At 66.1% G+C, this 24,170-nt stretch carries 20 protein-coding genes and 1 pseudogene; 7 read left to right on the forward strand and 14 right to left on the reverse strand.

Translation table 11 applies throughout. The features are described 5' to 3' along the window. The first annotated feature begins 275 nt into the window (after positions 1 to 275). Positions 276 to 945, forward strand: a pseudogene (locus AB4061_RS34650) (NAD(P)/FAD-dependent oxidoreductase). Positions 946 to 954: 9 nt separating this feature from the next. Here the strand turns inward: AB4061_RS34650 and AB4061_RS34655 are convergent. Continuing rightward, entirely contained in the window at positions 955 to 2,034 is a 1,080-nt protein-coding gene (locus AB4061_RS34655) for a maleylacetate reductase (RefSeq protein WP_441640674.1), read from the reverse strand. 10 nt (positions 2,035 to 2,044) lie between these two features. Next, positions 2,045 to 3,061, reverse strand: coding sequence for a tripartite tricarboxylate transporter substrate binding protein (locus AB4061_RS34660; protein ID WP_441640675.1), 1,017 nt, complete (start codon positions 3,059 to 3,061; stop codon positions 2,045 to 2,047). Positions 3,062 to 3,245: 184 nt separating this feature from the next. Here AB4061_RS34660 and AB4061_RS34665 point away from each other — a divergent pair, with 184 nt between their 5' ends. Beyond that, positions 3,246 to 4,178 (forward strand): LysR family transcriptional regulator, encoded by a 933-nt coding sequence (locus AB4061_RS34665; RefSeq protein ID WP_441640676.1) that lies wholly within the window; start codon positions 3,246 to 3,248, stop codon positions 4,176 to 4,178. A 55-nt stretch (positions 4,179 to 4,233) separates the two neighbouring features. Here the strand turns inward: AB4061_RS34665 and AB4061_RS34670 are convergent, their stop codons facing one another. From AB4061_RS34670 to AB4061_RS34720, 11 genes are all read right to left on the reverse strand, one after another. After that, the gene (locus tag AB4061_RS34670) at positions 4,234 to 5,007 is read right to left on the reverse strand and encodes a helix-turn-helix transcriptional regulator (RefSeq protein ID WP_441640677.1); all 774 of its coding nucleotides are present in this window, start codon (positions 5,005 to 5,007) and stop codon (positions 4,234 to 4,236) included. A 49-nt stretch (positions 5,008 to 5,056) separates the two neighbouring features. Next, a complete protein-coding gene (locus AB4061_RS34675) occupies positions 5,057 to 6,247 on the reverse strand; it encodes an ATP-binding protein (protein WP_441640678.1) in 1,191 nt (396 codons plus the stop codon). A 5-nt stretch (positions 6,248 to 6,252) separates the two neighbouring features. Next, positions 6,253 to 6,924 carry a response regulator transcription factor gene (locus tag AB4061_RS34680; RefSeq protein WP_441640709.1) on the reverse strand — a complete coding sequence of 224 codons (672 nt, stop codon included), beginning with the start codon at positions 6,922 to 6,924 and terminating at the stop codon, positions 6,253 to 6,255. Between the two features lie 464 nt (positions 6,925 to 7,388). Beyond that, entirely contained in the window at positions 7,389 to 8,417 is a 1,029-nt protein-coding gene (locus AB4061_RS34685) for a LacI family DNA-binding transcriptional regulator (protein WP_441640679.1), read from the reverse strand. Positions 8,418 to 8,517: 100 nt separating this feature from the next. Beyond that, a complete protein-coding gene (locus tag AB4061_RS34690; protein WP_441640680.1) occupies positions 8,518 to 9,486 on the reverse strand; it encodes a tripartite tricarboxylate transporter substrate binding protein in 969 nt (322 codons plus the stop codon). Between the two features lie 79 nt (positions 9,487 to 9,565). Then, positions 9,566 to 10,624 (reverse strand): porin, encoded by a 1,059-nt coding sequence (locus AB4061_RS34695; protein WP_441640710.1) that lies wholly within the window; start codon positions 10,622 to 10,624, stop codon positions 9,566 to 9,568. Positions 10,625 to 10,847: 223 nt separating this feature from the next. Next, positions 10,848 to 11,186, reverse strand: a complete 339-nt coding sequence (locus AB4061_RS34700) for a cupin domain-containing protein (RefSeq protein WP_441640681.1) — start codon at positions 11,184 to 11,186, stop codon at positions 10,848 to 10,850. Further along, positions 11,183 to 12,160, reverse strand: a complete 978-nt coding sequence (locus AB4061_RS34705) for a quinone oxidoreductase family protein (RefSeq protein ID WP_441640682.1) — start codon at positions 12,158 to 12,160, stop codon at positions 11,183 to 11,185. The genes AB4061_RS34700 and AB4061_RS34705 overlap by 4 nt, the downstream gene beginning before the upstream one ends. A gap of 68 nt (positions 12,161 to 12,228) precedes the next feature. After that, the gene (locus tag AB4061_RS34710) at positions 12,229 to 13,113 is read right to left on the reverse strand and encodes a 3-keto-5-aminohexanoate cleavage protein (RefSeq protein WP_183034932.1); all 885 of its coding nucleotides are present in this window, start codon (positions 13,111 to 13,113) and stop codon (positions 12,229 to 12,231) included. A 114-nt stretch (positions 13,114 to 13,227) separates the two neighbouring features. Then, complete coding sequence (locus AB4061_RS34715) at positions 13,228 to 13,995, reverse strand: SDR family NAD(P)-dependent oxidoreductase (RefSeq protein WP_441640683.1); 768 nt, start codon at positions 13,993 to 13,995, stop codon at positions 13,228 to 13,230. A 24-nt stretch (positions 13,996 to 14,019) separates the two neighbouring features. Next, complete coding sequence (locus AB4061_RS34720) at positions 14,020 to 14,949, reverse strand: dioxygenase family protein (RefSeq protein ID WP_441640711.1); 930 nt, start codon at positions 14,947 to 14,949, stop codon at positions 14,020 to 14,022. Between the two features lie 147 nt (positions 14,950 to 15,096). On the opposite strand from AB4061_RS34720, the gene AB4061_RS34725 reads away from it, so the two are divergent. The 5 genes from AB4061_RS34725 (at position 15,097) to AB4061_RS34745 (ending at position 21,338) form a co-directional block, all read left to right on the forward strand. Further along, the gene (locus AB4061_RS34725; protein WP_441640684.1) at positions 15,097 to 15,840 is read left to right on the forward strand and encodes a YoaK family protein; all 744 of its coding nucleotides are present in this window, start codon (positions 15,097 to 15,099) and stop codon (positions 15,838 to 15,840) included. A gap of 117 nt (positions 15,841 to 15,957) precedes the next feature. Beyond that, positions 15,958 to 17,352, forward strand: a complete 1,395-nt coding sequence (locus AB4061_RS34730) for a selenium-binding protein SBP56-related protein (protein ID WP_441640685.1) — start codon at positions 15,958 to 15,960, stop codon at positions 17,350 to 17,352. Between the two features lie 62 nt (positions 17,353 to 17,414). Next, positions 17,415 to 18,098, forward strand: coding sequence for a hypothetical protein (locus AB4061_RS34735; RefSeq protein WP_441640686.1), 684 nt, complete (start codon positions 17,415 to 17,417; stop codon positions 18,096 to 18,098). A 103-nt stretch (positions 18,099 to 18,201) separates the two neighbouring features. Next, complete coding sequence (locus AB4061_RS34740) at positions 18,202 to 18,969, forward strand: N-acetylmuramoyl-L-alanine amidase family protein (protein ID WP_441640687.1); 768 nt, start codon at positions 18,202 to 18,204, stop codon at positions 18,967 to 18,969. A gap of 263 nt (positions 18,970 to 19,232) precedes the next feature. After that, positions 19,233 to 21,338 (forward strand): TonB-dependent siderophore receptor, encoded by a 2,106-nt coding sequence (locus AB4061_RS34745; protein ID WP_441640688.1) that lies wholly within the window; start codon positions 19,233 to 19,235, stop codon positions 21,336 to 21,338. 479 nt (positions 21,339 to 21,817) lie between these two features. Here the strand turns inward: AB4061_RS34745 and AB4061_RS34750 are convergent, their stop codons facing one another. Then, positions 21,818 to 24,004 (reverse strand): TonB-dependent siderophore receptor, encoded by a 2,187-nt coding sequence (locus AB4061_RS34750; RefSeq protein WP_441640689.1) that lies wholly within the window; start codon positions 24,002 to 24,004, stop codon positions 21,818 to 21,820. Positions 24,005 to 24,170 lie beyond the last annotated feature (166 nt).

Below are 24,170 nucleotides of genomic sequence, written 5' to 3' on the forward strand. Positions count from 1 at the left end.
CGGCGAAAAGGCGAAAAGAGCGGAAAAGAGGGACCCATGTCTGAGTATCGCCTTAAGGCGATGCGAGTTTGGGTCCCGGCCGCTCTTTTCGCCGAAGCCCGAGGGGGTAGTCGCCCCATCCGGCGCGCCTTTTTTGCCTACTTTTTTGGCAAGACAAGAAAGTAGGTCGCCGCCCCGCAGGGGTGGTGAAACTGCAGTTGCCTTTGACCTTGAAGTTAAGCAGTTGCAGTGACAACCAACAACCCCAATCCCCCATCAACCGGATCCCCCCAAAAATGGAAAGCGTTGACTGCGCCGTCATCGGCGCCGGCGTAACCGGCCTCGCCATCGCCCGCACCCTCTCCGCCACCGGCCGCGAAGTCATCCTCCTCGAAGCCGAAAACGCCTTCGGCACCCACACCAGCGCCCGCAACTCCGAAGTCATCCACGCAGGCATCTCGTACGCCCCGGGCTCGCTAAAGGGCTAGCTCTGCGTAGCCGGCAAACAAGCGCTATACGCGTACTGCGCCGAGCGCGGCATCGGCCATGAGCGCATCGGCAAGCTGATCGTGGCGGTGCAAGAAGCCGACATTCCCGAGTTGCACAAGTACGTGCAGCTGGGCACTCTCCCGCCCCTCGCCCTTTCGCCGCCTGGTCTATCCCACCGGCCGCGAAGGCGCGCTGCGCGCGCACGTTACGCTGGACCTGGGCGGGCAGTGCAAGTTCGGCCCCGACCTGGACTGGCGCGACGGCGACCTGCAGCCCGGCTACACCGGCATCCGCCCACGCCTGGCCGGCCCGGGCTCGTCGATGCACAACAGTGCAACCGATTTCATCGTGCAAGACGCGAGCGAGCACGGGATTCCCCGCCTGATCAACCTGTTTGGCATCGAGTCGCCCGGGCTGACAGCATCGCTGGCGATTGGCCAATACGTGGGTGAGCGGGTGGCGGCGCTGGCGCACTGATTGCGGCCCTCATGCCGCAGGCCGCGCCCCTTCAAACGCATCCTGCAGCAACTGTCGGATCGCTGCCCTCTCCAGCGGGCGCGGATTCGGGTACTGGTTCAGCAAGGCGAGCTCGCAAGCACGATCCAGGTCGCCGCCCTGCATGCCGATATCGCGCAGCGCAACCGGTGCGCCATTGTCGCGGGCCAGATCGAACAGCGCTTGTGGAGCGCTCGCCGCGCCAAGCGCCGATGCCACCGTGGCGATCGCCTCCGGCGCGGCGCTCGCGTTATAGGCCAGCGCATGCGGCAGCACGATGGTGTGCACCTCGGCGTGCGGCAGGTTGAAGCTGCCGCCCAGCGTATGGCACAGCTTGTGATGCAGCGACATGCCAACGTTGGCCAGCACGCTGCCGCACAGCCACGCGCCATACAGCGCATCGCTGCGCGCGGCCAGCATGGCCGGTGCGCTGCCGCTGGCGTGCGCCTGGCGCAGGGCGGGAAGCGCGCGGCCCAGCGCGGCGATGCCTTCGCGCGCCATGAGGCTGGTGACGGGATTGGCGTCGCTCGCGTAGAGCCCTTCGGCAGCGTGCGCGATGGCGTTGATGCCGCTGGTCACGCTCAGCATCAGCGGCAGGCCGAGTGTGAGCTCGGGGTCGTACACCACGGTGCGCGGCAGCACGCGCGCGTCGCGGCCGGTGCGCTTGATGCCGCCTTCGGTCAGGCCGAAAATCGGCGTCATCTCGGAACCCGAGTAGGTGGTTGGCACCGCCACGACCGGCAGGCCCGACTCCAGCGCGATGGCCTTGCCCAGCCCGATGGTGGAGCCGCCGCCGATCGCCATCGCGCAATCCGCGCCCAGGCGCGCTGCCTGCTCGCGGGCAGCGCGCGCGGATTCGATCGGCACGTGCATCACGGCACCGTCGAAGACGCCCGCGGCACGCTCGCCCAGCAGGTCCGCCACATGCTCGGCCTGGCCGCGCTGGCCTGGCGTGCACAGCACCAGGACGCGGCGCGCGCCTAGCGCGTCGATCTCGGCCCCGAGCCGGGYCAGCGCGCCGGCGCCAAACACCACGCGCTGCGGATGACTTTGGTAGATGAAGGATTTCATGATGCGATGCTCAGTCGGCCACGATATTGCGGCTCTTGATCACGCGGGACCAGCGCTGGGACTCGCTCTTGACCAGCGCATTCATCTCCTGCCGGCCGCCCGCCACCACCTCGAAGCCACCGTCGGCCAGGCGCTGCGCCACCTTGGGGTCGCGCAGGGTGGCGCTCATGTCCGCCGCCAGCCGGTTCAGGATGGCCTCCGGCGTCTTGGCCGGTGCGATCATGCCCACCCACGAATAGACTTCGAAGCCTTTGTAGGTCTCGGCAATCGCCGGCACCGCAGGCAGGTGCGCGTCGCGCTTGGGCGAGGTCACCGCCAGCGCGCGCAGCTTGCCGCCCTGGATATGCGGCAGCACCAGCGGCAGGCTGGCGATCATCGAATCGACGTGGCCGCCAAGCAGATCCGAGATGGCCGGGCCACCGCCCTTGTAAGGGGTGTGGATGCCGCTGGTGCCCGCGGTCTCGTGGAACAGCTCGGCCGCGAGCTGGTTGGAGCTGCCGGCACCCACCGACGCATAGGAAACGGTGGCCGGCTTCTTCGCGGCGGCCACGTAATCCTGCAGCGTCTGGAACCGCGAGCTGGCCGGCACCACCAGCACCATGGGCGAGCGCACCATGTATGACACGCCGGTGAGGTCACGCTCCGGCGCGTACGGCAGCTTGGGGTACATCGACGATTCAGTGGCGAAGGAGTCGAAGATCATCCCCACCGTGTAGCCGTCCGGCGCGCTGCGGGCGATGGCGCCGGTGCCGATGGTGCCGCCCGCGCCGGCGCGGTTCTCGATGACCACCGTCTGGCCAAGGCGGCCGCGGAAGTCCTCCTGGACCATGCGGCCCACCTTGTCGACCGTGCCGCCGGCTGCAAACGGGATGATCAGCGTGACCGGCTTGGCCGGGTAGGTTTGCGCCTTGGCACCGCCAGCAAGACCGAGCGCCAGCGCTGCTGTGGCCGCCAGGCGCCACAGCAGCGCCTGGCCGCGTGCGGCGCGGGGTTGATCGGAACGGCTTGTCTCCAGTCTTGTTGTCATTTTGTCTTCCTGTTGCGGTGATCGCGCCTCGCCCGGCGTGCACGCCGAGACAGGTGCACGATGGCGTTCTTTTGCCAAAATTGCGAAGATAGCCCGAGCGAAAGGCATGGATTCGATGCTAACCTGTCGCATCGGCCAGGGCAATCTGGCCTGGCCGCGAAATGCCTTTGCACAGGACGCACAAATGGAATCGGCAAAATTTGCGGAGAATCTTTCGATCTTTGTCGAGGTGGCCCAGGCGCGCAGCTTCTCCGCCGTGGCCCGCCGCAAGGGCATGGTGGCCTCATCGGTGGCCCGCCAGATCGACGCCCTGGAAAACGAGCTGCAGGTGGCGCTGTTTACCCGCTCCACCCGCGCGCTGGTCCGCACCGATGCCGGCAACCTGCTGTTCGAGCGCGCGGTCAAGATTCTGCACGACATGACCGACGCGCGCAGCGAGGTCACCTCGCTGGAGCAGGGCGTGAGCGGCCTCTTGCGCGTAAGCTGCCTGCCCGCCTTTGGCCGGCGCCACGTGGTGCCGCACCTGGCCGCCCTCTATGACAAGTACCCGCGCCTGGCCATCGAACTGGACCTGACCGAGCGCATCGTCAATCCCGTGGTGGAGCGCATCGACCTGGTGATCCGTGTGGGCCAGCAGGCGGACAGCAGCCTGATCGCCCAGCGCGTGGCCAGCCAGCGCTACGTGATCTGCGCCTCGCCGGCCTACCTGGCACGCCACGGCAAGCCGCGGCACGCCAGCGAGCTGGGCAGCCACCGGCTGATCGACCGCCGCCACAGCACCAGCATGCGCGGCTGGCGGGAGCTGCTGGACAGCGACGCCACGCAGCAGGCCATGTTCGCCTTCGAGTGCGACGACTGCGACGCGCGGCGGCTATCGGTGCTGCAAGGGCTGGGCATTGCCCTGATGCCGGACTGGTCGATCGGCGGCGATATCGGCGATGGCCGCCTGATCGAGCTGGAGATGGATGGGCTGGCCCCGCAACCGGAAACCGGCATCTACCTGCTGCGTGCGCTGCCGCGCGCCAGCGCCAAGGTGCGGGCGTTCTGCGAGCACCTGAGCGCCAGCATCGGCAGCCCGCCGCGCTGGCAGGTGGCCATGGCGCCGGTGGGCGAATAACGCCGGGCTGGGTGACACAGGATCGTGGAGGATCGCGCAGGCGAACCTGGCCGCGCTATTCGCCTGGCAGCAGCCCCAGGGCAATCGCCGTGCGCACTGCCTGCAAGCGGTTTCCCACATCAAGCTTGCGCATCACGTTGCGCATGTGGTGGGAAATACCATGCTCGGAGATGCCGAGGATCTGCCCGGCCTCCCAGGAAGTCTTGCCCAGCGCCACCCAACGCAGCACCTCCAGCTCCCGCGCCGTCAGCGACACCGCCGGCTCGGCGCGCCCGCGCGCGATCACGCAGAAACGATCGAGCACGGCTTGCGTGATGGCCGGGCCGAACAGGCGCGCGCGACAGACAGCGGCCTCGTCGTCGCCCGCGCTGCCATCGAGCGACAGCAGCGCCAGCGTGCCCATCTCGTGGCTTGGCATGCTGGCGGAAAAGGCAATGGCCGCGGTCAGCCGGCGGTCCAGCTCGGCCCGTGCCAGCGCCGCGTCATCAGGGGCCCGCACCAGGGGTTCCGCGCTGCTGCACACCACCGGCCCCAGGGAGTCGCGCGCCTTGACCACCAGCGCCGCCAGGGCCTCGCCGTGGGCTTGCAGCGGCAGGCTCGTGCCGCCAGGCAGGCTGGTCAGCGAACCGGCATGCGCCGCGCCAGAGCCCGGCAGCCCCTTGTAGCGCAAATAGAAATGATTGAACCCGAGCAGCCTGGCGGCGGTGCAGACGGCGTCCGCCAGCCCCTCGATATCCTGGGCACGGTTGATGTCGCCAAGCAGCACGGCCAGGGCGGGGGGCGCATCCGCGGGAATCGCGGCGCCAAGCGAAATATCGGGAGAACGCATGTGTGAAAACCGCCGCTCCTGCTGCGGGATGGCATCTGTCAGACACCAATCATAAGCGCGTTTCCCGCACGGGGAGCGTAAAGCGGAATGTGGCGCCCGGACCCGGCTGCTCGTCGACCCAGATGCGCCCGCCGTGCGACTCCACCACCGAGCGGCAAATCGACAAGCCCATGCCCAGGCCCTCGGGCCGGGTGGTAAAGAATGCGTCGAACAGGTTGGGAATGTTCGCCGGCGCGATGCCCGGGCCCGTGTCCTGCACCGTGCAGAGCAGCCGCGGCGGCGCCGCGCCGAGCCGTTCGCACCGCACCAGGATCGAACGCAGGCCGGCTGGCACCGCCGCGCAGGCCTGCATGGCATTGAGCAGGAGGTTGATCAGCACCTGCTGCAGCTGGATGCGATCGCCCAGCACCGCCGGCAAGCCGGGCACCACATGGGCGGACACCGCCACGCCCTGGTTGCCCATTTCCGGCATCAGCAGCGCCAGGGATTCCGCCAGGGCGGCGCCCAGGTCCACGGGCGCGCGCTGCGGCACGCTCTTGGCCGCCAGCGAGCGCGTGCGGCCGATGACGGCGCTGGCGCGCCGGCCCTCGCTGATCATGCGCTGCACCGCGCTGCGCGCCTCCTCCAGGTTGGGTTGCGCCCGGTCCAGCCAGCGCAGGCAGGCTTCCCCATGCGTGATGATGCCCGCCAGCGGCTGGCTGACTTCGTGCGCGATGGATGCCGTCAGTTCGCCCAGCACGGCGATGCGCGACACGTGCGCCAGCTCCGCCTGCGCCACACGCAGTACTTCCTCGGCGCGGCGGCGCTCCGTGATATCGACCACGGTGCCGACAAAGCCCAGGCTGTGCTCGCTGCCCCGGCGCGGCTGTCCCACACAGATGAGGTGTTTTTCTTCGCCGTTGTGGCACAGAATGCGGAACTCCTGCTGGAACGGCGTGCCCTCCTTGCACGCGCGGGCCATGCCGGCGAGCACGCGGGCACGCTCGCCGGCATGGATCATCGCCACCAAGGTGTGCATGCCCGGTGCGCCAGGCGCGGGGTCGAGCCCGAAGAGCCGGTACATCTCCGCCGACCAGCGCATCTCGCGCCGCGCCGGCCACCATTGCCAGCTGCCGGTCTTGCTGATGCGCTGGCCCTCGGCCAGGGAGACCTCGCTTTCATGCAGGCCGCGCCGCCTCGCGCGGGCATTGCCCAAGCTGCCTTTGCGCAGCGAATGACGTGAGGAATAGGGTCTGCGCATCGTGATCACGCCTGCGCCGCCGCGTTGTTCAGGCCAAGCACGTGCGCCATCACCACCAGGTCGGCAAAGGTGCGCGCGCCCATCTTCTTCATGGCCTGCGCGCGGTGGATCTTGACCGTGACCGTGCTCAGGCCCACGTCGTCGGCAATCTGCTTGTTCATCAGGCCCGCCGCCGCCAGCGTCATGACTTCGCGCTCGCGCGATGTCAGCGTCTCGAACGCCGCCCTCAGTTCGCGCCCGCGCCGTTCGCAAGCGCGCCGCTGCACGTCCCTGCCGATGGCTTCCGTCACCGCATCGAGCAGGTCCTGGTCGCGGAACGGCTTGGTCAGGAAATGCGTTGCGCCGGCCCGCATCGCCATGACCGACATGGCAACGTCCGCGTGGCCGGAGATGAACACCACCGGCACCGGGCAGCCCACCTCGGCCAGCATGGCCTGCAGCTCCAGCCCGCTGGCCCCCCTGAGGCGGACATCCAGCACCAGGCAGCACGGCACATCGGGCATCGGAACGCTCAGGAACTCGGCTGCGGAGGCAAAGGTCCTGACCTGGATGTCCATCGAGCGGAACAGGCTGGCAATGCCATCGCGCAAGGCTGCGTCATCGTCCACGACCAGCACCACGCCGTCGTCGACGAGCCAGGCGCCGCCGGGACTGGGATAGCTGCCGGATATCGCCATGCCGCGTCCTATGCCCGGCACCTGGGGAAAAGGCATGCGACGATCATTGAATCCTCTATTCTCAAACTCCGGGATAAACGGCAACGCGAGATGCGCCAACCTGCCTGGCGGACAGCGCGATTCTTCCCTATCCGCATGGGGCCGGCCATTGTCCAGGGGTGTGCACAGCCCATCCCTGGGTGTAGCCGGGCCGTGAGCCCATGCAAAGGCACCTCGCCAGCCTCACGATTCCGGCTAATTCCAGCCGCTTCGCGTCGATTTTGCAATCGTTTGCATTGTGGATGAAAGCACCGAAAGGTCAAGGCCGAAAACGCTGCCGCATCGGGTCCGCACAACGCGGAAATGGCCTGCAGCCCTTACAGCGCATGACTTTGAAGCCGATGGCCCATGCCCACTACAAGGATGTGTAGTTGACCACCGTTGCGATTCCCGGAAAATGCGGGTTGCTCGCCTGCGCGAGCCGCCTAGTGCGCCGGCGGCGCCGTCGAGCCGCGTACGATCAGCTCCGGGCGGAGCACCACGCTGGCAGCCTCGGCCTTCGCGTTCTCGATGCGCGCCAGCAGCAGCGTCGCCGCCTGCACGCCCATCTCGTGAACGGCAATCCGGATGGTGGTGAGCGGAGGGGTGAGCGCATCGACAAAGGGCATATCGTTGTGCCCGATCACCGAGACGCGCGCGGGGCATGCGATCCCGGCCTCGCGCAGGTAGTCATAGCATCCCAGCGCCACCAGGTCGTTGCCCGCGGCGATCGCGGTCAACGCGGGAAACTGCGCCAGCAGCGCGCGGCAGGCTTCGCGCCCCGCTTCGCGGCCGTAGCTTGCCGCTTCCACGATCATCCATTCGCCTTTGCGCAGCTTGTTGCGCCGCACCGCATCGATAAAACCCTGCTTGCGCTGGTGGCCAGTGGACAGCGAGTCCGGCCCGGCGATATGGCCAATGCGGCGATGCCCGAGCGCCACCAGATGATCGACGGCGAGCCGCATCCCGAGCAGGTTGTCGCTGACCACGCAGGGCACCCGGCCGAGATCTTCCCCGCGATTGACCATCACCACGGGGATGTTCTGCTTGACGCAGTAGTCCAGCACGGCATCCTCGCGCTCGGCGGTCGCCAGGATCAGGCCGTCGACCTGGCGGCCCATCATCTGGTCGATGACAAAGCGCTGGCGCGTCTTGTCGGCGCCCACATTGACCACGATGGGCACATAGCCCTGCGCGGCCAGCACGCCCTCGAGCCCGGCCAGGATCGGCGGGAACACGGGGTTGGAGATATCCGGCAGCACCACGCCGACGAGCCCGGAGCGCTTGGTGCGCAGCCCGGCGGCGATGCGGTTGGGCCGGAAGCCGAGCTCGTCCGCCATGCGCAGGATACGCTCGGCCACCTCATCGGCGACCAGGTGCCGCGTGGCGGTATTCATCACCCGGGAAACGGTGGAGTAATGGACATCCGCCTTCGCCGCCAGGTCCTTCAGGGTAATGCGCTTGCGCTGGTCCATGCGGGCAGGGAGGCTGGTGTGCGGTGAGTGAGAACAAGCCATTTTAAGCGAAGACGCACGCGCCGCGCCGGCTTGCCTGCCAACCGCCCTCTCGCGCCTCCTACTGCCCGGCCTGCACGCCGGACTGCCGCACCACCGGCGCCAGCTTGGCGATCTCCGCCTTGATGTAGCGCTCGAACTCTTGCGGCGTGGACGTCCGCGCTTCGGCGCCTTGCACCGACAGCCGCTCGCGCACCGCTGGCGTGGCCAGCGCACTGGCGATCTCGCCATTGAGCGCGGCCACGATCTCCTTGGGCGTGCCCGCGGGCGCCAGCACGCCGAACCATGACTCGAAGGCATAGCCCGGCAAGCCCGATTCCGCCACCGTCGGGATATCCGGCAAGGCGGTAGCCCGCTTCGGCGTGGTGACCGCCAGCGCCTTGAGCTTGCCCTGGCGCACGAACGGCATGGCGGAGACAGTGGGCGCAAACATCAGGTCGACACGGCCCGCCATGACATCGGTCAGCGCCTCGCCCGTGCCCTTGTAGGGAATGTGCGCGATATCCACGCCGGCTTCCATCTTGAACAACTCCCCGCTCAGGTGGGTCGAGCTGCCGGACCCGGCGGAGTCGAAGTTCATCGTGCCAGGCTTTGCCTTGGCCGCTGCCACCACATCCTTGACCGAATCCAGCTTGCTGGCGCTGCTCACCACCAGCACGTTAGGCACCGTCGCCACCAGCGTCACCGGCGCGAAGTCCTTGACGGTGTCGTACGACAGCTTGGGATAGAGCGTGGCATTGATGGCATGCCCGACCGATACCAGGATCAGGGTGTAGCCATCCGGCGCGGCCTTGGCGACCAGCCCCGCGCCGAGCGTGCCGCCCGCACCGGGCCGGTTCTCCACGATCATCTGGTAGCGCCCGGATTCGCCCAGCTTGTTGCTGACGATGCGGGCTAGGATGTCGGTCGCGCTCCCGGATGAGAATGGCACCACCAGGCGGATCGGCTTGGCGGGATACTGGGGCGGCTGGGCGAGCGCGCCCCCGGCGCTCACCGCGAGGGTGGCGCATAGCAGGATGTTTCGAATCACGGTTGTCTCCTCCACCGCCTCGGGTCCGGCCGGATCGTGGTCCGGCCGGGCTGGGCGGCGCGATGGTCAGGTTCGAGGGTTAGAAGTTGTGGCGCATGCCTAGCGCAAAGGTCTGCGGATCGGCGCCTGCCGAAACGCCGAGGCTGTTGATGGCGAAATCGTAGATGGCGTTCTTCTGGTTGTTGATGCGGCTGTAGTAGGTAAAGAGTGCGGTGCGCTTTGACAGCGGGTAGTCATAACCGACCGTGATCTGGGTGGCGCCGGTGTGCGCGCCGCTGCGAAAGAACCCCACCGTCTCGGTGGCATTGCCGGCGCCGTTGCTGGCCAGCGCGAAACCCAGCCTGATGCTGCCGGGCCCGAGCTTTTGCACCACCGAGGCGTAGTAGCCGTTGCGCGTCAGGTCGCCCGTGGCGGTGCGGTAGTGCAGCCGCTCATACAGGGCGGCGACCTTGGCGCTGGCAAACTGGTAGGACACGCCCACCTTGATGGCATCGTCGTTGCGGCCCGCCGTCTGGTAGTGCTGGTGAACCTCGTAGGCCAGCGCCATGCCGAGCGGCCCGCGCTCATAGCTGGTGGCGAACGAGTACAGCGCCGGGTTGCGCGGCGTGGTGAGCTTTTCCTCGGGCACGCCCCAGCCCACGCCCGCGCGCAGGCCTTTCCATTCGGGGCTGCGGTATTGCACGATGTTCTGCTCGCGGCGATCGAAGGAGTGCGTGTCCTGGATGTTGTTGGTGCTCGATGCCGAGCCATTGCTGATCAGCGCCATATACCCGGCGGTGGTCGGGTAATAGGGGTCGTATTCCATGGTGGCTTCGGTGTAGGGCGTGGTCCAGTGCCCCATGAAAAAAGTACCGTAATCACCACTCAATCCGATGCGCGAGTTTCGTCCCGCAATCTGCCCGGACCCGTTATCGATCGACAGGTTGCTCTCGATTTGCCAGATTGCCTTGAGCGAACCGCCAAGACCCTCCTCGCCCCGCAAGCCGAAGACCGACCGGTTGTTGGTCAGCCGTCCGGTGCCGCCCAGCACTGCGCCGTCGGTGGCGGTGCTGGCTCGCGAGTACTCGATGCTGGTATTGAGCCGCCCATAGACCGTCATCGTGGATTGYGCATGAGCCGGCCCGCACACCGCCACCACGGCGAGCGCCCCGGCGCCAGCCGTCAGGCCCCGCCATCGGGGCCGGGACACGGGGCTCGCCGCGCTGCCCATCGTTGTCTCCTGGCACCCACGCAACCGGTGCTTCCTCTGCCTCCAGGCATTTCCCATGTCTCTCTTCCCCTTTGCGGATTCGCGGCGCGGCGCCGCGCGTCCGTCTGGTCAAGTTGAAGCATATGCAAACGTTTGCAATCTAATTGAAGATTCAAGGCGGGTACGGCATGGCCAGCAGCAGCATGGCGGGACGGTTGCCTGGATTCTCCACCTTGCGGGCTTCACCCGGCGCCAGGCAGACCGAGTCGTACTGCGACAGATGCACGACCTGCGCCCCGGTACTGATGGTGACCTCCCCCTCCAGCACCACATAGTGCTTTTCCATGGGCGACGCATCCAGCCCGGTGTGGCCGCCCGGCAGGATCACCGAGACACCGAGCCAGAGCGACGCTGACGGCCCGGCCTCAAACCCTTGCAGGCGCAGGCAGCGCATGCCCTCGTGGCGGGGCGGGAAATAGGCCGGCGCGGCGGCGAACCGGGTCGTGTTCATGGCATCAGCACCACGCGTTCCGGGGCGCCTTGCAGCACTGCGCGGTAAGCCTCGGCGGCGCGCGCCAGCGCGAAGGTGTAGTCCGCGTGCACCGGGAAGGGCCTGAGCTGCCCGGCGGCAAACATGGGGCCGAGCTGATCGAAGACCGCCGCGCAAGCGATGCTGTCCATGGCCAGCGTGTCGATGCCCACATACGTATGCTGGCCGCGGTAGAAGGCGAAGATGTCGAACGGCACGGCGCGGTCGATGGTCGAGATGAAGATCTGCGCGGCACCGATCGCCATGGCCTTGTTGGCTTGCTCGAAGTACGGGCTGCCGACCGTGTTGTAGACGATATCCGCGCCGTGCCCGCCGGTCTCGTTGCGCACCACTTCGGCGATGTTGTCGCGGCTGGCGTCCAGCATGCGCACGGTGCTGCTGGCGTGGCCGCGAAACGGCCCGGCCTCGCGCGCCACGGCGAAGACGCGCGCGCCCAGCGCGGTCGCAATCTGGATGGTGGCCTGGCCAACCTTGCCGCTGCCGCCGCACACCAGCACCACGCTGCCCGCCTTCGGCAGCCCGGCGCGGCGCAGGCCCTCATAGGCGGTGACAAACGGCACGCCAACCGCGCCGGCTTCTTGCAAAGTCACATTGGCGGGCTTCTCGCGCACCGCGGCAACGTCGAGCGTCAGGTAACGGCTGTGCGTGCCATCGCGGCGAATGCCAAGCTCGCCGCCGCTGCCCCACACTTCCTTGCCCAGCAGGTGCGCGGGGCCGTCCACCACCACGCCGGCGTAGTCGCGGCCTGGCACACGCGGCCATACGGCGTGCGGCATCAATCCCAGCGTGGCCTTGACATCGCTCGGGTTGACGCCCGCACTGGCGACTTCGATGACGCATTGGCCGGAGCCGGGCACTGGCTTGGGAATGCCGACGAACTCGAGTTGCAGCGCGTCGATGTTCGCTGCCTTCTGGGAGACGCGGATAGTGTTCATGATGATGTTTGTGTATGTGTTCGTGCTTGCGTTCGTGCTTGCGCTTGTGTATGCGTTGGTCTGTTCGTTCATGCCGCCCGCAGGCCGAGCGTGGCCCGGGCCTCGTGCGGCGACGCCAGCGCGCCGCCCAGCGATTTGATGATGTCGCGCGCCTTGGCGACCAGCGCTGCGTTGTCCGGGGCGAGCACGCCCTTCTCCAGGTAGATGTTGTCCTCCAGGCCAACCCGGACATGCCCGCCCGCCAGCCATGCCTGCGCCACGATCGGGAACTCCGCCCGGCCAACGCCAAAAGCGGACCAGTGCGCGCCCGGCGGCAGCATATTGCGCGCGTAGAACAAGGTTTCCGGCGTAGCCGCGAAACCGTATTTCACGCCGAGCACGAAGGTCCACAGGCCGGGGCCGTCCAGCACGCCTTCCTGGATGAAGTCGCGCGCCATGTGGAGATCGCCGGAGTCGAAGATTTCAAGCTCCGGCATGACGCCCGCCTCGCGGATGATGGCCGCCATCTTGCGTACGTTCCGGGGCGTGTTGATGACCACGTCCGCGCCGGAATTCATGGTATTGAGGTCCAGCGAACACACATCGGGGCGCAGCGCGGCGATATGCGCGACGCGCACTTCCGGACGGACCAGGGTGGTGCCCGGGGCCGCGTTGCGGGGTTCGTCCTCGCCCGGCACGAAGCGCCCGCCCGGGCCGGTGGTCAGGTTGATGATGAGCGCCTTGTTGCGCTTGCGGATCAGCTCGATCACCTCGGCGTAGTACTCGAGCGCCATCGAAGGACGCCCGGTCTCGGGGTCGCGCACATGGATATGGGCTGCGGCCGCGCCCGCCTCGGCCGCCTCCAGCGCCGCCGTGGCGATCTGCGCCGGCGTCACCGGCAGGCCGGGATGTTGCTCTGGGGTAACGATATTGCCGGTGACGGCGCAGGTAATGATGGTCTTTCTGCTATGCATGGTGAACGTGTTGGTGTCTTGGTGTCTTGGTGTCTTGGTGTCTTGGTGTCTTGGTGTCTTGCCGTGTTGGTGTCTTGGTGTGTTGCTGTCTTGAACCATGCGCCAGGGGCGGGATCAGCCGAGCTGGCGCCCGCCGTCGACCACGATGGTGGTGCCGGTGGAAAAGCGCAGCGAAGTGGCACAGGCCACGATGGCATCGGCGACGTCATCCGGCTTGCCGATGCGCTTGAGCGGCGTAGTCCGGGCAGCTCGGTCGTTGAAGGCGCTGTCGCGCCCGGGCACGAAATCGGTGTCGACCACGCCGGGCGAAACGTTGAGCACGCGGATCTCCGGCGCCAGCGCGCGGCCTAGCGAGATGGCCATCATGTCGAGCCCTGCCTTGACCGCGCAGTACGCCACGTTGCTGCCCATGCCGGTGCGCCCCGCGATGGACCCCACATTGACCACCAGCCCCTCGCCCGTTGCCTTCAGGTGCGGCGCCATGGCGCGGATCGCGGCGAACTGGCCGCGCCAGTTCACCGCGAACATCTCATCGATCAGCGCATCGTCCAGCGCGTCGAGGTCAGCATGCGCAATTGCCTTGGTGAAGCCCGCGCTGTTGACCAGCATGTCGATGCGGCCGTACTTGCGCTGCACGTCATCGGCCAGGCGCACGAGCGATGCGGTATCGCTGATCTGCGCCACCGCCGCAAGATGGTTGCCCGGCGGCAGTTCGGCCACCGCTCGCGCGGAAGTCTGCGCGTTGCGGCTGACCAGCACCACGCTGGCGCCCAGGGTGGCGAGCTTGCGCGCCGTCGCCATGCCGATGCCCCCGGTGCCGCCAAGGATCACGGCAACCTTGCCGGCAAGTTGCGGTGTCGAAGCTTGTTGTTGAATGGTCATCGTCAGTTCTTCCGTGGTCGGTTATCAGTCGATCGGCGGCGTCGGGAAGGTCTGCTCGCCCGGCTCCAGCACAAAGTTGAAATCCAGCGTGTAGAACGGCGCCGCGAAACCGCCCCATGGGCTAGTGCCTTCGTCCACACGCCGGAAATGGCCCACCAGTTCGCGGTGCACGCCAAAGGTCACGTCCGATTCCAGATGCTCGGAATCGTCGGCAAACACCTGCGTGACAAGCGTGCGATAGCCCGGTGCCGCGGCAATGAAATGAATGTGCGCGGGGCGGTACGGATGGCGGTTCTGTTCGGCCAGCAGCTGGCCGACGGGGCCGCCCGTCGGCACGGGATAGCCCGCCGGGCGCACCGTGCGGAAATGGAAGCGGCCTTGCGCATCGGCCCGAAAGGCGCCGCGCAGGTTCTTGTCCGGTTGCGAGGGGTCTTGGTTGTCATAGAGGCCAACCGGCGAAGCCTGCCACGCTTCCACCAGCGCGCCGGCCAGGGGCTCGCCGGCGGTGTTGCGCACTTGCCCGCTCACAAACAATGGCAGCCCCGGCGTCTCGCCTTGCACCACGCAATCCCCGCACGCGTAAATCGGCGCGCCGCCGCGGTAGAACGGGCCCAGCAGGGCGCCCGGCGTGCGGCCATCGGTGATGCCGTTGTTCATCAGCGTCACCAGCGTCGACAGCCCAAGCACATCGGCCGCCAGCACCACCTCGTTGTTGGTTGCGTTGGTCGCATGACCCAGCGCCGCGACAAAGCGCAGCCCGAACTCGAACTCCTCGTCGCTGGGCCGCACCTCCCTCAGGAACGCGTGCAGATGATCGACCAGCGCGTCGACGACCTCCCGCAGGCGCGGGTCAGTGGTATCGCGCATCGCCTGCTTGACCAGTTGGCTGAGCGTGTGTTCGTCGTCCACCACGGACAGGCCGCGGCCGAGCCTCGGGGCAAGTGTCGTCTCCATATTCATCTCTGGTTTCCGTTCTTTGCAAACGTTTGCATTATGGACCGGGTTCTGGAAAAATCAAGGACATTTGCAATTGGACCGGCCCGCACGTCCTATGCTGTAGTACGGGCGAGCGCCCTCCTCTTCACAAACCTGAACTCCGCCATGCAGACCACACCACAGTCCTCGCCGCCCACGCAACCTGAGGCAATCGCCAGCCAGGTGTTCAAGGGCGCCATGCTCAGCCTGGTAGCGGGCTACGTCGATGTCGTCGGCTTTATCGCCCTGTTCGGCCTGTTCACCGCGCACGTCACCGGCAACTTTGTCATGCTCGGCGTGGCGCTCGCGCACGCGACCGGTGGCGTGCTGGCCAAGCTGCTGGCACTGCCGGTGTTCGCGCTAGCGGTGGCGGCGACGAAGATCGCCGTCGATGCCATGCAGGCGCGCGGCAGGCCGCCGCTGCCGCCGCTGCTGGTCACGCAAGGCGTGTTGCTTGCCGCCTTCATGCTGGCGGGCTGCGTGGCCTCGCCCATGGCCTCGCCCGACATGCCATCGGCCATTGCCACCGGAATGCTGGGGGTGGCCGCCATGGCGGTCCAGAACGCGCAATCCCGGATCGTGCTGACCGACCATGTGCCGACCACCATCATGACGGGCAACAGCACGCAGGTCATCATCGACCTGGTCGAGCTGCGCAGCGCCTCGGCCGACAAGGTGGCCGCAGCAAAGAACCGGCTGCGCAAGATGGTCCCCGCCATCGCTGCATTCGCGGCCGGCGCCGTGTCAGGCGCGTATGCCTATGTGCAGGCGTTGTACTGGTGCCTCGCCGTGCCGATCCTCATCCTGCTGGCGCTGGCGTATAGCTACCGGTCCGGCCCCGCCGCATCCCTGGCCAGGAGGCAGGCGTAGCGCCAGGATGCAACCATGGGAGCGTGCCTGAGCCAGCCTGAGCCAGGAACCGGCGCCCGACGTCCGCCGCGATGTGTCCTATAGTTCAAAGCCAGTGGTGGCGCAAGGAGATGCACCATGGCAACCTGGAAGCCCGACCCGAGCTTTTACCCCTCCCCGCGCCTGGCGGCTAAGGCGCCTGCCGAAGCACTCGCCTATGTGGCGATGTTCGATCCCACGCGTACCCAGCCTGACGGCATTGCCGTAGTCGACGTCGATCCCGCCTCCAAGGCCTACGGCACCATCGTCGGCCAGGTCATGGTGCCCAACGCGGGCGACGAACTGCATCACTTCGGCTGGAACGCCTGCTCGTCCTGCCTGTGCCCGAACGCCCCGCACCCGCATATGGAGCGGCGCTACCTGGTGGTGCCGGGCCTGCGCTCGTCGCGCATCTACATCATCGACACCAAGCCCGATCCGTTGCGGCCTGCCATCGCCAGGATCATCGAGCCGGGCGAACTGGCCGAGCGCACCGGTTACTCGCGCCCGCATACCGTGCATTGCGGCCCCGGTGGCATCTACGTGACCGCGCTGGGCAACGGCGAGGGCAAGGGGCCGGGCGGCATCATGCTGCTGGACCAGCAGGGCTTCGATCCGCTCGGGCAATGGGAAGTGGAGCGCGGCCCGCAGCATTTTGCCTATGACGGCTGGTGGCACCTTGGCTTCGACACGCTGGTGACCAGCGAATGGGGCACGCCGGACATGATCGAGGACGGCCTGGTGCCGGAGATCCTGCTCGGCTCGCGCTACGGCAGGCGGCTGCATTTCTGGGACATGACCAAGCGCAAGCACCTGCAGGAGATCGACTTCGGCGAGCAATACCAGCTCGTGTTCGAACTGCGCCCCGCGCACGACCCCACCAAGGCGTACGGCTTCGTCAACTGCGTGATCAGCCTGAAGGACCTGTCCTCGTCCATCTGGGTCTGGTATCGGGACGAAGGCAAATGGGCGATCCGCAAGATCATCGACATCCCTGCGGAGGCGGCGGACCCCGACCTTCTGCCGCCCATCCTCAAGGGCTTCAAGGCGGTGCCGCCGCTGGTCAGCGATATCGACCTGTCGATGGACGACCGCTTCCTCTACGTATCCTGCTGGGGCACTGGCGACCTGCTGCAGTACGACGTCTCCGACCCGTTCGCGCCGAGGCAGACCGGCCGCGTGCGCATAGGCGGCATCGTCTCGCACGCCACGCATCCGGGGGCAGGGGGCGCCGCGCTCAACGGCGGCCCGCAGATGGTGGAGGTCAGCCGCGACGGGCGGCGCATCTACTTCACCAACTCGCTTTACGGCGCGGTCGATGCGCAGTTCTACCCGGAGGGCATCGAGGGCTGGATGGTCAAGCTCGACGCCGCGCCCGAAGGCGGCATCCACTTCGACCCGCGGTTCTTCCTGCGCTGGCCGGCCGGCCATCGCCCGCACCAGGTCAGGCTGGAAGGCGGTGATTGCTCGTCGGATTCGTATTGCTTCCCGTAGCCGCATGGCGTCATAACCAACGTCATAACTAACGCCAAAACCAACGCCATAGCGCCCCCGCCATGTTCGCCACCACAGGCGTGCCGCTGGGCACGCAGTTCGCCACGCAGTGGTCCGCCCTGTGGCCGCTCTGGTGGCCGTGGCTGGCCATTGCCGCGCTGGGCCTGTTCCACGGTGTCAATCCCGCCATGGGCTGGCTGTTTGCCGTGGCGCTGGGGCTGCATCGCGGGCGGCGCAAGGTGGTGCTGCTGGCGCTGCTGCCGATCGCGCTCGGCCACGCCATCGCGGTGGCCCTGGTGCTGGCCGCCACGCTCACGCTTGGCAGCCTGCTAGATCCCCAATGGCTGGCGCGCGCCGGCGGCGCGGTGCTGATCGGCTGGGCTGCCTGGCATGCGCTGCGCGGCCATCGCCAGCGCCCCCGCGTAGGCATGCAGGCCGGCATGGCCGGGCTGGCGCTATGGTCGTTCCTGATGGCGGGCACGCACGGCGCGGGGCTGATGCTGGTGCCGGCGCTGCTGCCGTTGTGCCGCGCCGCCGGCGCACCGGCAGCAGGCGGGCCGCTCATGCCAGCGCTGCTGGCGCTCGGGCTGCACACGCTGGCCATGCTGCTTGCCATCGGCACCGTGGCGCTGCTGGTGTACGACCGCATCGGCGTGGGCTTCCTGCGCACCGGCTGGATCAACCTGGACCGGGTGTGGACGGTGGCGTTGACCGGGTGCGGCACGGCATTGCTGTTGATGGCATAGGCCGATGGCAACCCGATAGAATCGTGGGCCTATCGATTTAGCGCAGGTTTTAGCGCATATGCAAGCTATGCAGTCTCTGACTCCGGTGCGATTGGCCCGGCTGGTGTTCGCCGGCCTGGCGCTGGCTTTGTCGCTCCCGGCGAGCCCGGCATCTCAACAGTGCGACAGGAGCCGTTTCGCGATCGCCATTGACGCGGGGCATACCGCCAGCCATCCGGGCGCAACAAGCGCGCGCGGCGTGCCCGAGTTCGAGTTCAACTCGCGCCTCGCCGCAACGCTGGTGCCCGTGCTGGCGGGCATGGGGTTCGCCAAGGTATTCCTGACCAACGAGCGCGGCGCGGATATCTCGCTGACAGACCGCTCCGAGCTGGCGAATCGCCGCGGGGCGGATCTGTTCCTGTCGCTCCATCACGACTCGGTCCAGCCGCGCTATCTTTCCGCATGGACCCATGAGGCCAGCCCGCAGCGCTACAGCGACGACTTCAGCGGCCACTCGATTTTTTACTCCGGCCATAACCAGCAGCCAGATGAAAGCCTGCGGTTCGCGCGTGTGCTGGGGTCCGAGCTGCACAAGCGCTGCCTTCGCCCTACCCTGCACCATGCCGAACAGATCGAAGGCGAGAACAGGGAACTGGTCGACCCGGACCTGGGCATCTACAGGTTCGATGCACTCAAGGTCCTGGCCACCACGAAGATGCCGGCGGTGCTGTTCGAAGCCGGGGTGATCGTCAACCGCGCCGAGGAAGCCCGGCTTGGAGATCCGGCACACAGGCAGATGATGGCCGAGTCGATCGGCGCGGCGGTCGCCCGGTTCTGTGCCGGCGACAAGGGGGCGGCAACAGCAGGTGCTCAATCATGCTTTCCTCCCTGATGGCGCCGGGCCGGCCAGTGCTCGCAACTTGCGCGGCACGCTGCATGGGCGACAGTCGTCGCCTTGCTCGCCCTGTGCGCCGTGGCACCAGTTAGCGTCATTCCCCTCCGGCGCCCAGCGCATCTTGCCTCTGCAGCCGCGCCGGCACAGCCGTTACCACAAGTTTGGTCGCTCAAAAGCAATCCCTTTCAAAACATACGAAATACGAATCAATCGTATTTAATTAGGTACATTAGACGGTCGAAGTTCTTTTGATTGCCGTCATGGTTGTTTTCCCATTTTCCGTTCGCCGCTTCGCCTGGCATGCCGGCCTCGCGCTGCTCCCCGTCGCCCAGGCCGTCCACGCGGCATCGCAGGACGCGGCCGCACCGACCGAACTGCCTGAAGTGCGCGTCAGCGCCAGCACTGGTGGGTACATGCCATCCGTCGCCAGCGGTGCCACCCGAACAGAAACGCCGCTACATGAGGTACCGCAGTCGGTTCGCGTCGTGACTTCGCAACTGATCGACGACCTGGGTGCAACGCGCCTGTCCGAAACCGTGGACTACGTCAGCGGTATTGCCCGCCTGAACGATTTTGGTGGTACCTGGGACAACTACGCGATCCGCGGCTTCAGCAGCACCGACATGGGTTTTCTGGTCAATGGCTTCCCCGGTGCCCGCGGCTATAACCCGATGCGAGACACTGCTACGGTGGATCGGTTCGAGTTCCTGAAAGGCCCGGCCGCAGCGCTCTATGGCAACAGCGAACCCGGCGGCACCATCAACATCGTGACCAAGAAGCCGCAGTTCACCAGGGCCAATACCGCAGACCTGAGTATCGGCTCGCTCGGTTTCCGGCGCGCGGCGCTGGACAGCACCGGCCCAATCACGGAGAACGTGGCCTACCGGCTCAATGTCATGGCGGAAGACGGGGCCAGCCGCAGCTCGCTGCTCGACAACAGCAAGTACCTGGTAGCCCCTGCCTTCGCGTGGGTAATCGACAACAAGACGCTACTGCAGTACGAGGGCGAGTTCATGCGCGCGCGCACGCCGCTGGACCGGGGCCTGATCAACGTCAACGGCCGCATCGACCTGCCTCGCGACCGCGTCTTGGGTGAACCAGGGGACCCCAACCTGCATCTGTCCAGCGACACCCATCAACTCACACTGGACCGTGAACTGGCGCCTGGCTGGCGCACGCGCATCGGCATGAGCTACAAGGAATCCGGCTTCTACGGCGAAGCCGCAGAGTTCGGCAGCCTGCTAGCCGATGGTCGCACCCTGACCCGCCGCAACAGCTGGCGCAGCCTGCCGTCGCGGGACACCTCGGCACAGGCCGAAGTGGAAGGCAAGTTCCAGACCGGTGGTCTGGGGCACACTGTGCTGGCGGGAGTGGAGGCATCGCGCCTCTACATGGGCATGGATATCGCCTACTCCAGCGTTGCATCCAACCCGTATGCTATCGACATCTACCAGCCGGTGTACGGCCAGGCGCAGCCGCCGGTGGCGCTGAGCATCAGCACCCGGGAGAATCAGCGCAACCTCGGTGTGTACCTGCAGGACCAGATCGATCTCTCCGAACAATGGAAGCTGCTTGCCGGCGTGCGGCTGGACAACTATCACCAGACGGTGGACAACCTGATCACGGCGAAATCCACCAGCCAAAGTCAGAGCGCGGTGTCGCCACGCGTGGGCCTGACTTGGCTGCCGGGCGCGCAGACCTCGCTCTACCTGTCGCTGGGTAAGTCCTTCCGTCCCAACAGCGGCGTGGACGAGGCGGGGAATGCCTTCGACCCGCAGCACGGCCGGGCGCTGGAGGCCGGCGCAAAGTGGCAGTCTGCCGACCAGCGGCTGGGTGCGACGCTGGCTGTGTTCGATATCGTCAAGCAAAACGTGCTGACCCGCAGCCCCACCAATGCCAACTTCAGCGTGGCTGCAGGCGAGGTACAAAGCCGCGGACTGGAGCTCGATGCGTTCGGCCAACTCGACACGCACTGGCGCGTTAGTGGCAGTTTCGCCCTCATCAACGCCAAAGTGACGGAGGACAACTCAATTGCCGTGGGCACGCGCCTGACCAACATCCCCAAGGTAAGCGCGAGCCTGCTGGCGATCAGAGAGGACGCAATGCCGCTAGGCGGGCGCTACGGTGTAGGCAGCGGCCTGGTCTACGTGGGCTCGCGCTCCGGCAATGCCACCGACACCTATTCGCTGCCTGCCTACGCCACCGTCAAGCTGGTGACATACTGGCAGATTGATCGTCACACCCGGATCTCGCTGGACGTGCACAACCTGTTCAACAAGAATTACTACCCGGCATCATGGGGAAACCTTGCGGTCACCCCGGGCCTGGGCCGTCAGATCGTGGCCGGCCTGCGGTACCAGCTCTGAAGAAAAACGCCCACGCCCCTGAATCTCTGAATTCCGGAATGTCCGCCTTTGCCGCCGGCCTTCATGCCAACTGGTATGGGAGCAAATCATTCTTTGCTGAATAAAAACCGATGGCTATATTTTTCTTCGCGAAAATTCCCGAATGTAAAAACCAATTTTTGCGTCGAAAATCTACTCTGCCAGCCGAATCATACGCTTTACACCTTCAACAGAAGAACCATGTCCCATCGGTCAATGCCCGGTCCGTAGCCATCCGGCGTCACGTCCACGGGGACAAAGCCAAACCGGAGGTAGAACTAGAATCGCGGCGTGTTACCGTCGAAAAGACGCAGACAGGCGTCGCTATCAATGATTTTGTAAGGACGGATATTATCCATTTTTGCTCAAACTGAGACTTCCATTGGTGATACGCAAAGTGAGTATATCGATACCCTACGCGCAGCGCGCGATACTTGCTTCGGCAATTTCCAAACGGGCTCTTAAAACTGCACGGTGGCATTCGCCAGGAACGTGCGCGCCGCGCTCGGCAACACAAAGCCGCCGTACGTGGTAGTCCAGTAGCGGCGATCGAACACATTGTTGACCGCGGCCCGCAACGTCACCGTCTTGCCAGCGTAGCGCGTGGTGTACCTGGCGCTGAGGTCAGCGGTGGTGTATGACGGCACGTACTGGGTATTGGCCGCATTCACCCACATGGCGCCGGTAACCTTGGCGCCGGCAGCCAGCGTCAGGCCGCGCAGGAAGGGCGCATCGTACTCCACGCGGCCGCTGACGATGTAGCTGGGGGTGGCAAAGATGCGCTTGCCGTTGACCGCGGGATCGTCGATGCCGGTGGCCTTGGTGTCGAGCCACAGCACGCCGCCCATCACCCGCCAATCGCGCGCCACGCGCACCCAGCCGCTGGTATCCAGCCCGGTGTAGCGCTGAGTGCCGTCCTGCACGAAGACGTTGGCCGTATTGGTGTACTCGTAGCCGCGGTCGACGCGGAACAGCGCTACGCTGGCACCCCAGTCGCGCCGCTCGGTCTTGTAGCCGAGCTCATACTGCTTGCTCTTGAGCGGGCCGTAGACCTTTGGAAAGTTGGCGTTGGTGTTGCTGGCCGAGCCGCCTTGCTCAAGCGACTCCACATAGCTGACGTAAGCGGTGGAGTCATTGTCGGTCTTGACCATCAGGGCCACGGTGGGAGAGACCGGCTTGGCGCTGTAGCTCGCGGTGACATTGGCCGAACTGTTGAAATTGTCCTGGCTGAAATCGGTGTAGCGCAGGCCGGCCAAGACCGAGAAGCGCTGGGTGAACTGGATGGTATCGCTGGCGTAGACCGATTTCTGCGTAATCTTGTAATCACGGAACGGTACATACACCAGGCCGGAAGCCTGGTTGGTCAGCAGCGTCGGATTGTAGAGATTGTTCTCGCCCAGGAAGATGCCGTCGGTGGCGCCAACGCCTGCATCGTTTACGCGCACCTGGGACTGGTAGCCCATGCCGAACACCACGTCGTGCTGGATGCTGCCGGTGGAAAACCTGCCCTGCACCATGCCGTCATAGGCCTGGTAGTAAAACGCCGACTTCCAGTTGTACTGGGTGTCGGAGAAGTTGCCGGCGGCGTCGTTGACAAAGATGTAGCTGTCCCCGCTGAAGCGGCTCTCGCGCGCGAAGCGGTACTTGAAGCTGGTCTTCCACTTGTCGTTGATGCGGTAGTCCACGCCGGTGCCCACCGTGGTGGTCTCGGTCTCGTGGAAGCTGTAGGGCTGGACGAAGCGGCGCGAGACCCTGCTGGCATCGGCGATCGGCAGGCTGGCATCGAACCCCAGGCCAAACAGGGTGCCGTTGGTCTTGCGCTTCCAGTACATCACGTCGGCGTTCCATGTCAGGTCCGGCGTAATGCGGAAATCCGCGGCCAGCGACACCACGTCGCGACGCAGCCGCACGCCCGGATCGGCCGTGYGGCCTTCCTCAAAGGCCGCGTTGAGGCGATAGCCAAAGCGCTGGTCCGGCCCGAAGCGCCCGCCCAGGTCGATCTTCTCGCTCCACACGTTGTTGGCCTGGTAGCCCACGCTGAACTGGCGCAACGGCTCGTCGGTGGGGCGCTTGACCACATAGTTGATGATGCCGCCGGGGCTGCCAAAGCCGTACATGAAGCCCGACAGGCCCTTGAGCAGTTCTACCTGCTCGAACGGTTCCAGCGGCAGGTCGGTGTTCCAGGAGACAAAGTTCTGGCCGTCCACCTTGGTGCCGTTGAGCAGGTCGATGGCCATGCCGCGCACGGCGAAATAGGAGTTTTCGGTACGGCCGTTCTCGCCCAGGATGGACACCGCGGGATCGTACTTGAACACGTCGCTGGCGGTCTGCGCCATGCGGTCCTGGATCTCCTCGCTGCTTGCCGCCACCACCGAGAACGGCGTGTCGACAGGCTTGCGCTCACCCAGCGCCCCACCACCAATGCTCTCCACCTTGGCCGGCTCGGTCAGCCGCTCGGCCATGACGGTGGCCACGGGCAAGGTGGCATCGGCTTGCGTGGCTGCCGGCGTGGCGGTCTGCGCCAGGCTGGCGGCCGGCAGCGTGGCGAACGCGACGGTCAGGCCAAATACAGCGCTGGCAATGGGCGAAAGGCGGGGCATTGCCTGGCATGCGGCGGCGCGCAGCGGCAAGCGGCGGTGATTAGACATCGGCGGAAACGTCCTTGGGAAGGTTGGGTCTGGCGTGAACCTGGGCTGCAGCGTGGTGCGAAGCGTCAATCCAACCGTTAATACGGATACGAATACGAATACGAATACGAATACGAATGAGAATGGTTTGTTTTTGTATCACGAAGAAGGATGCCAGCTCAACGGC

This window comes from Cupriavidus sp. YAF13 (assembly GCF_052113425.1).
Lineage (GTDB): Bacteria > Pseudomonadota > Gammaproteobacteria > Burkholderiales > Burkholderiaceae > Cupriavidus.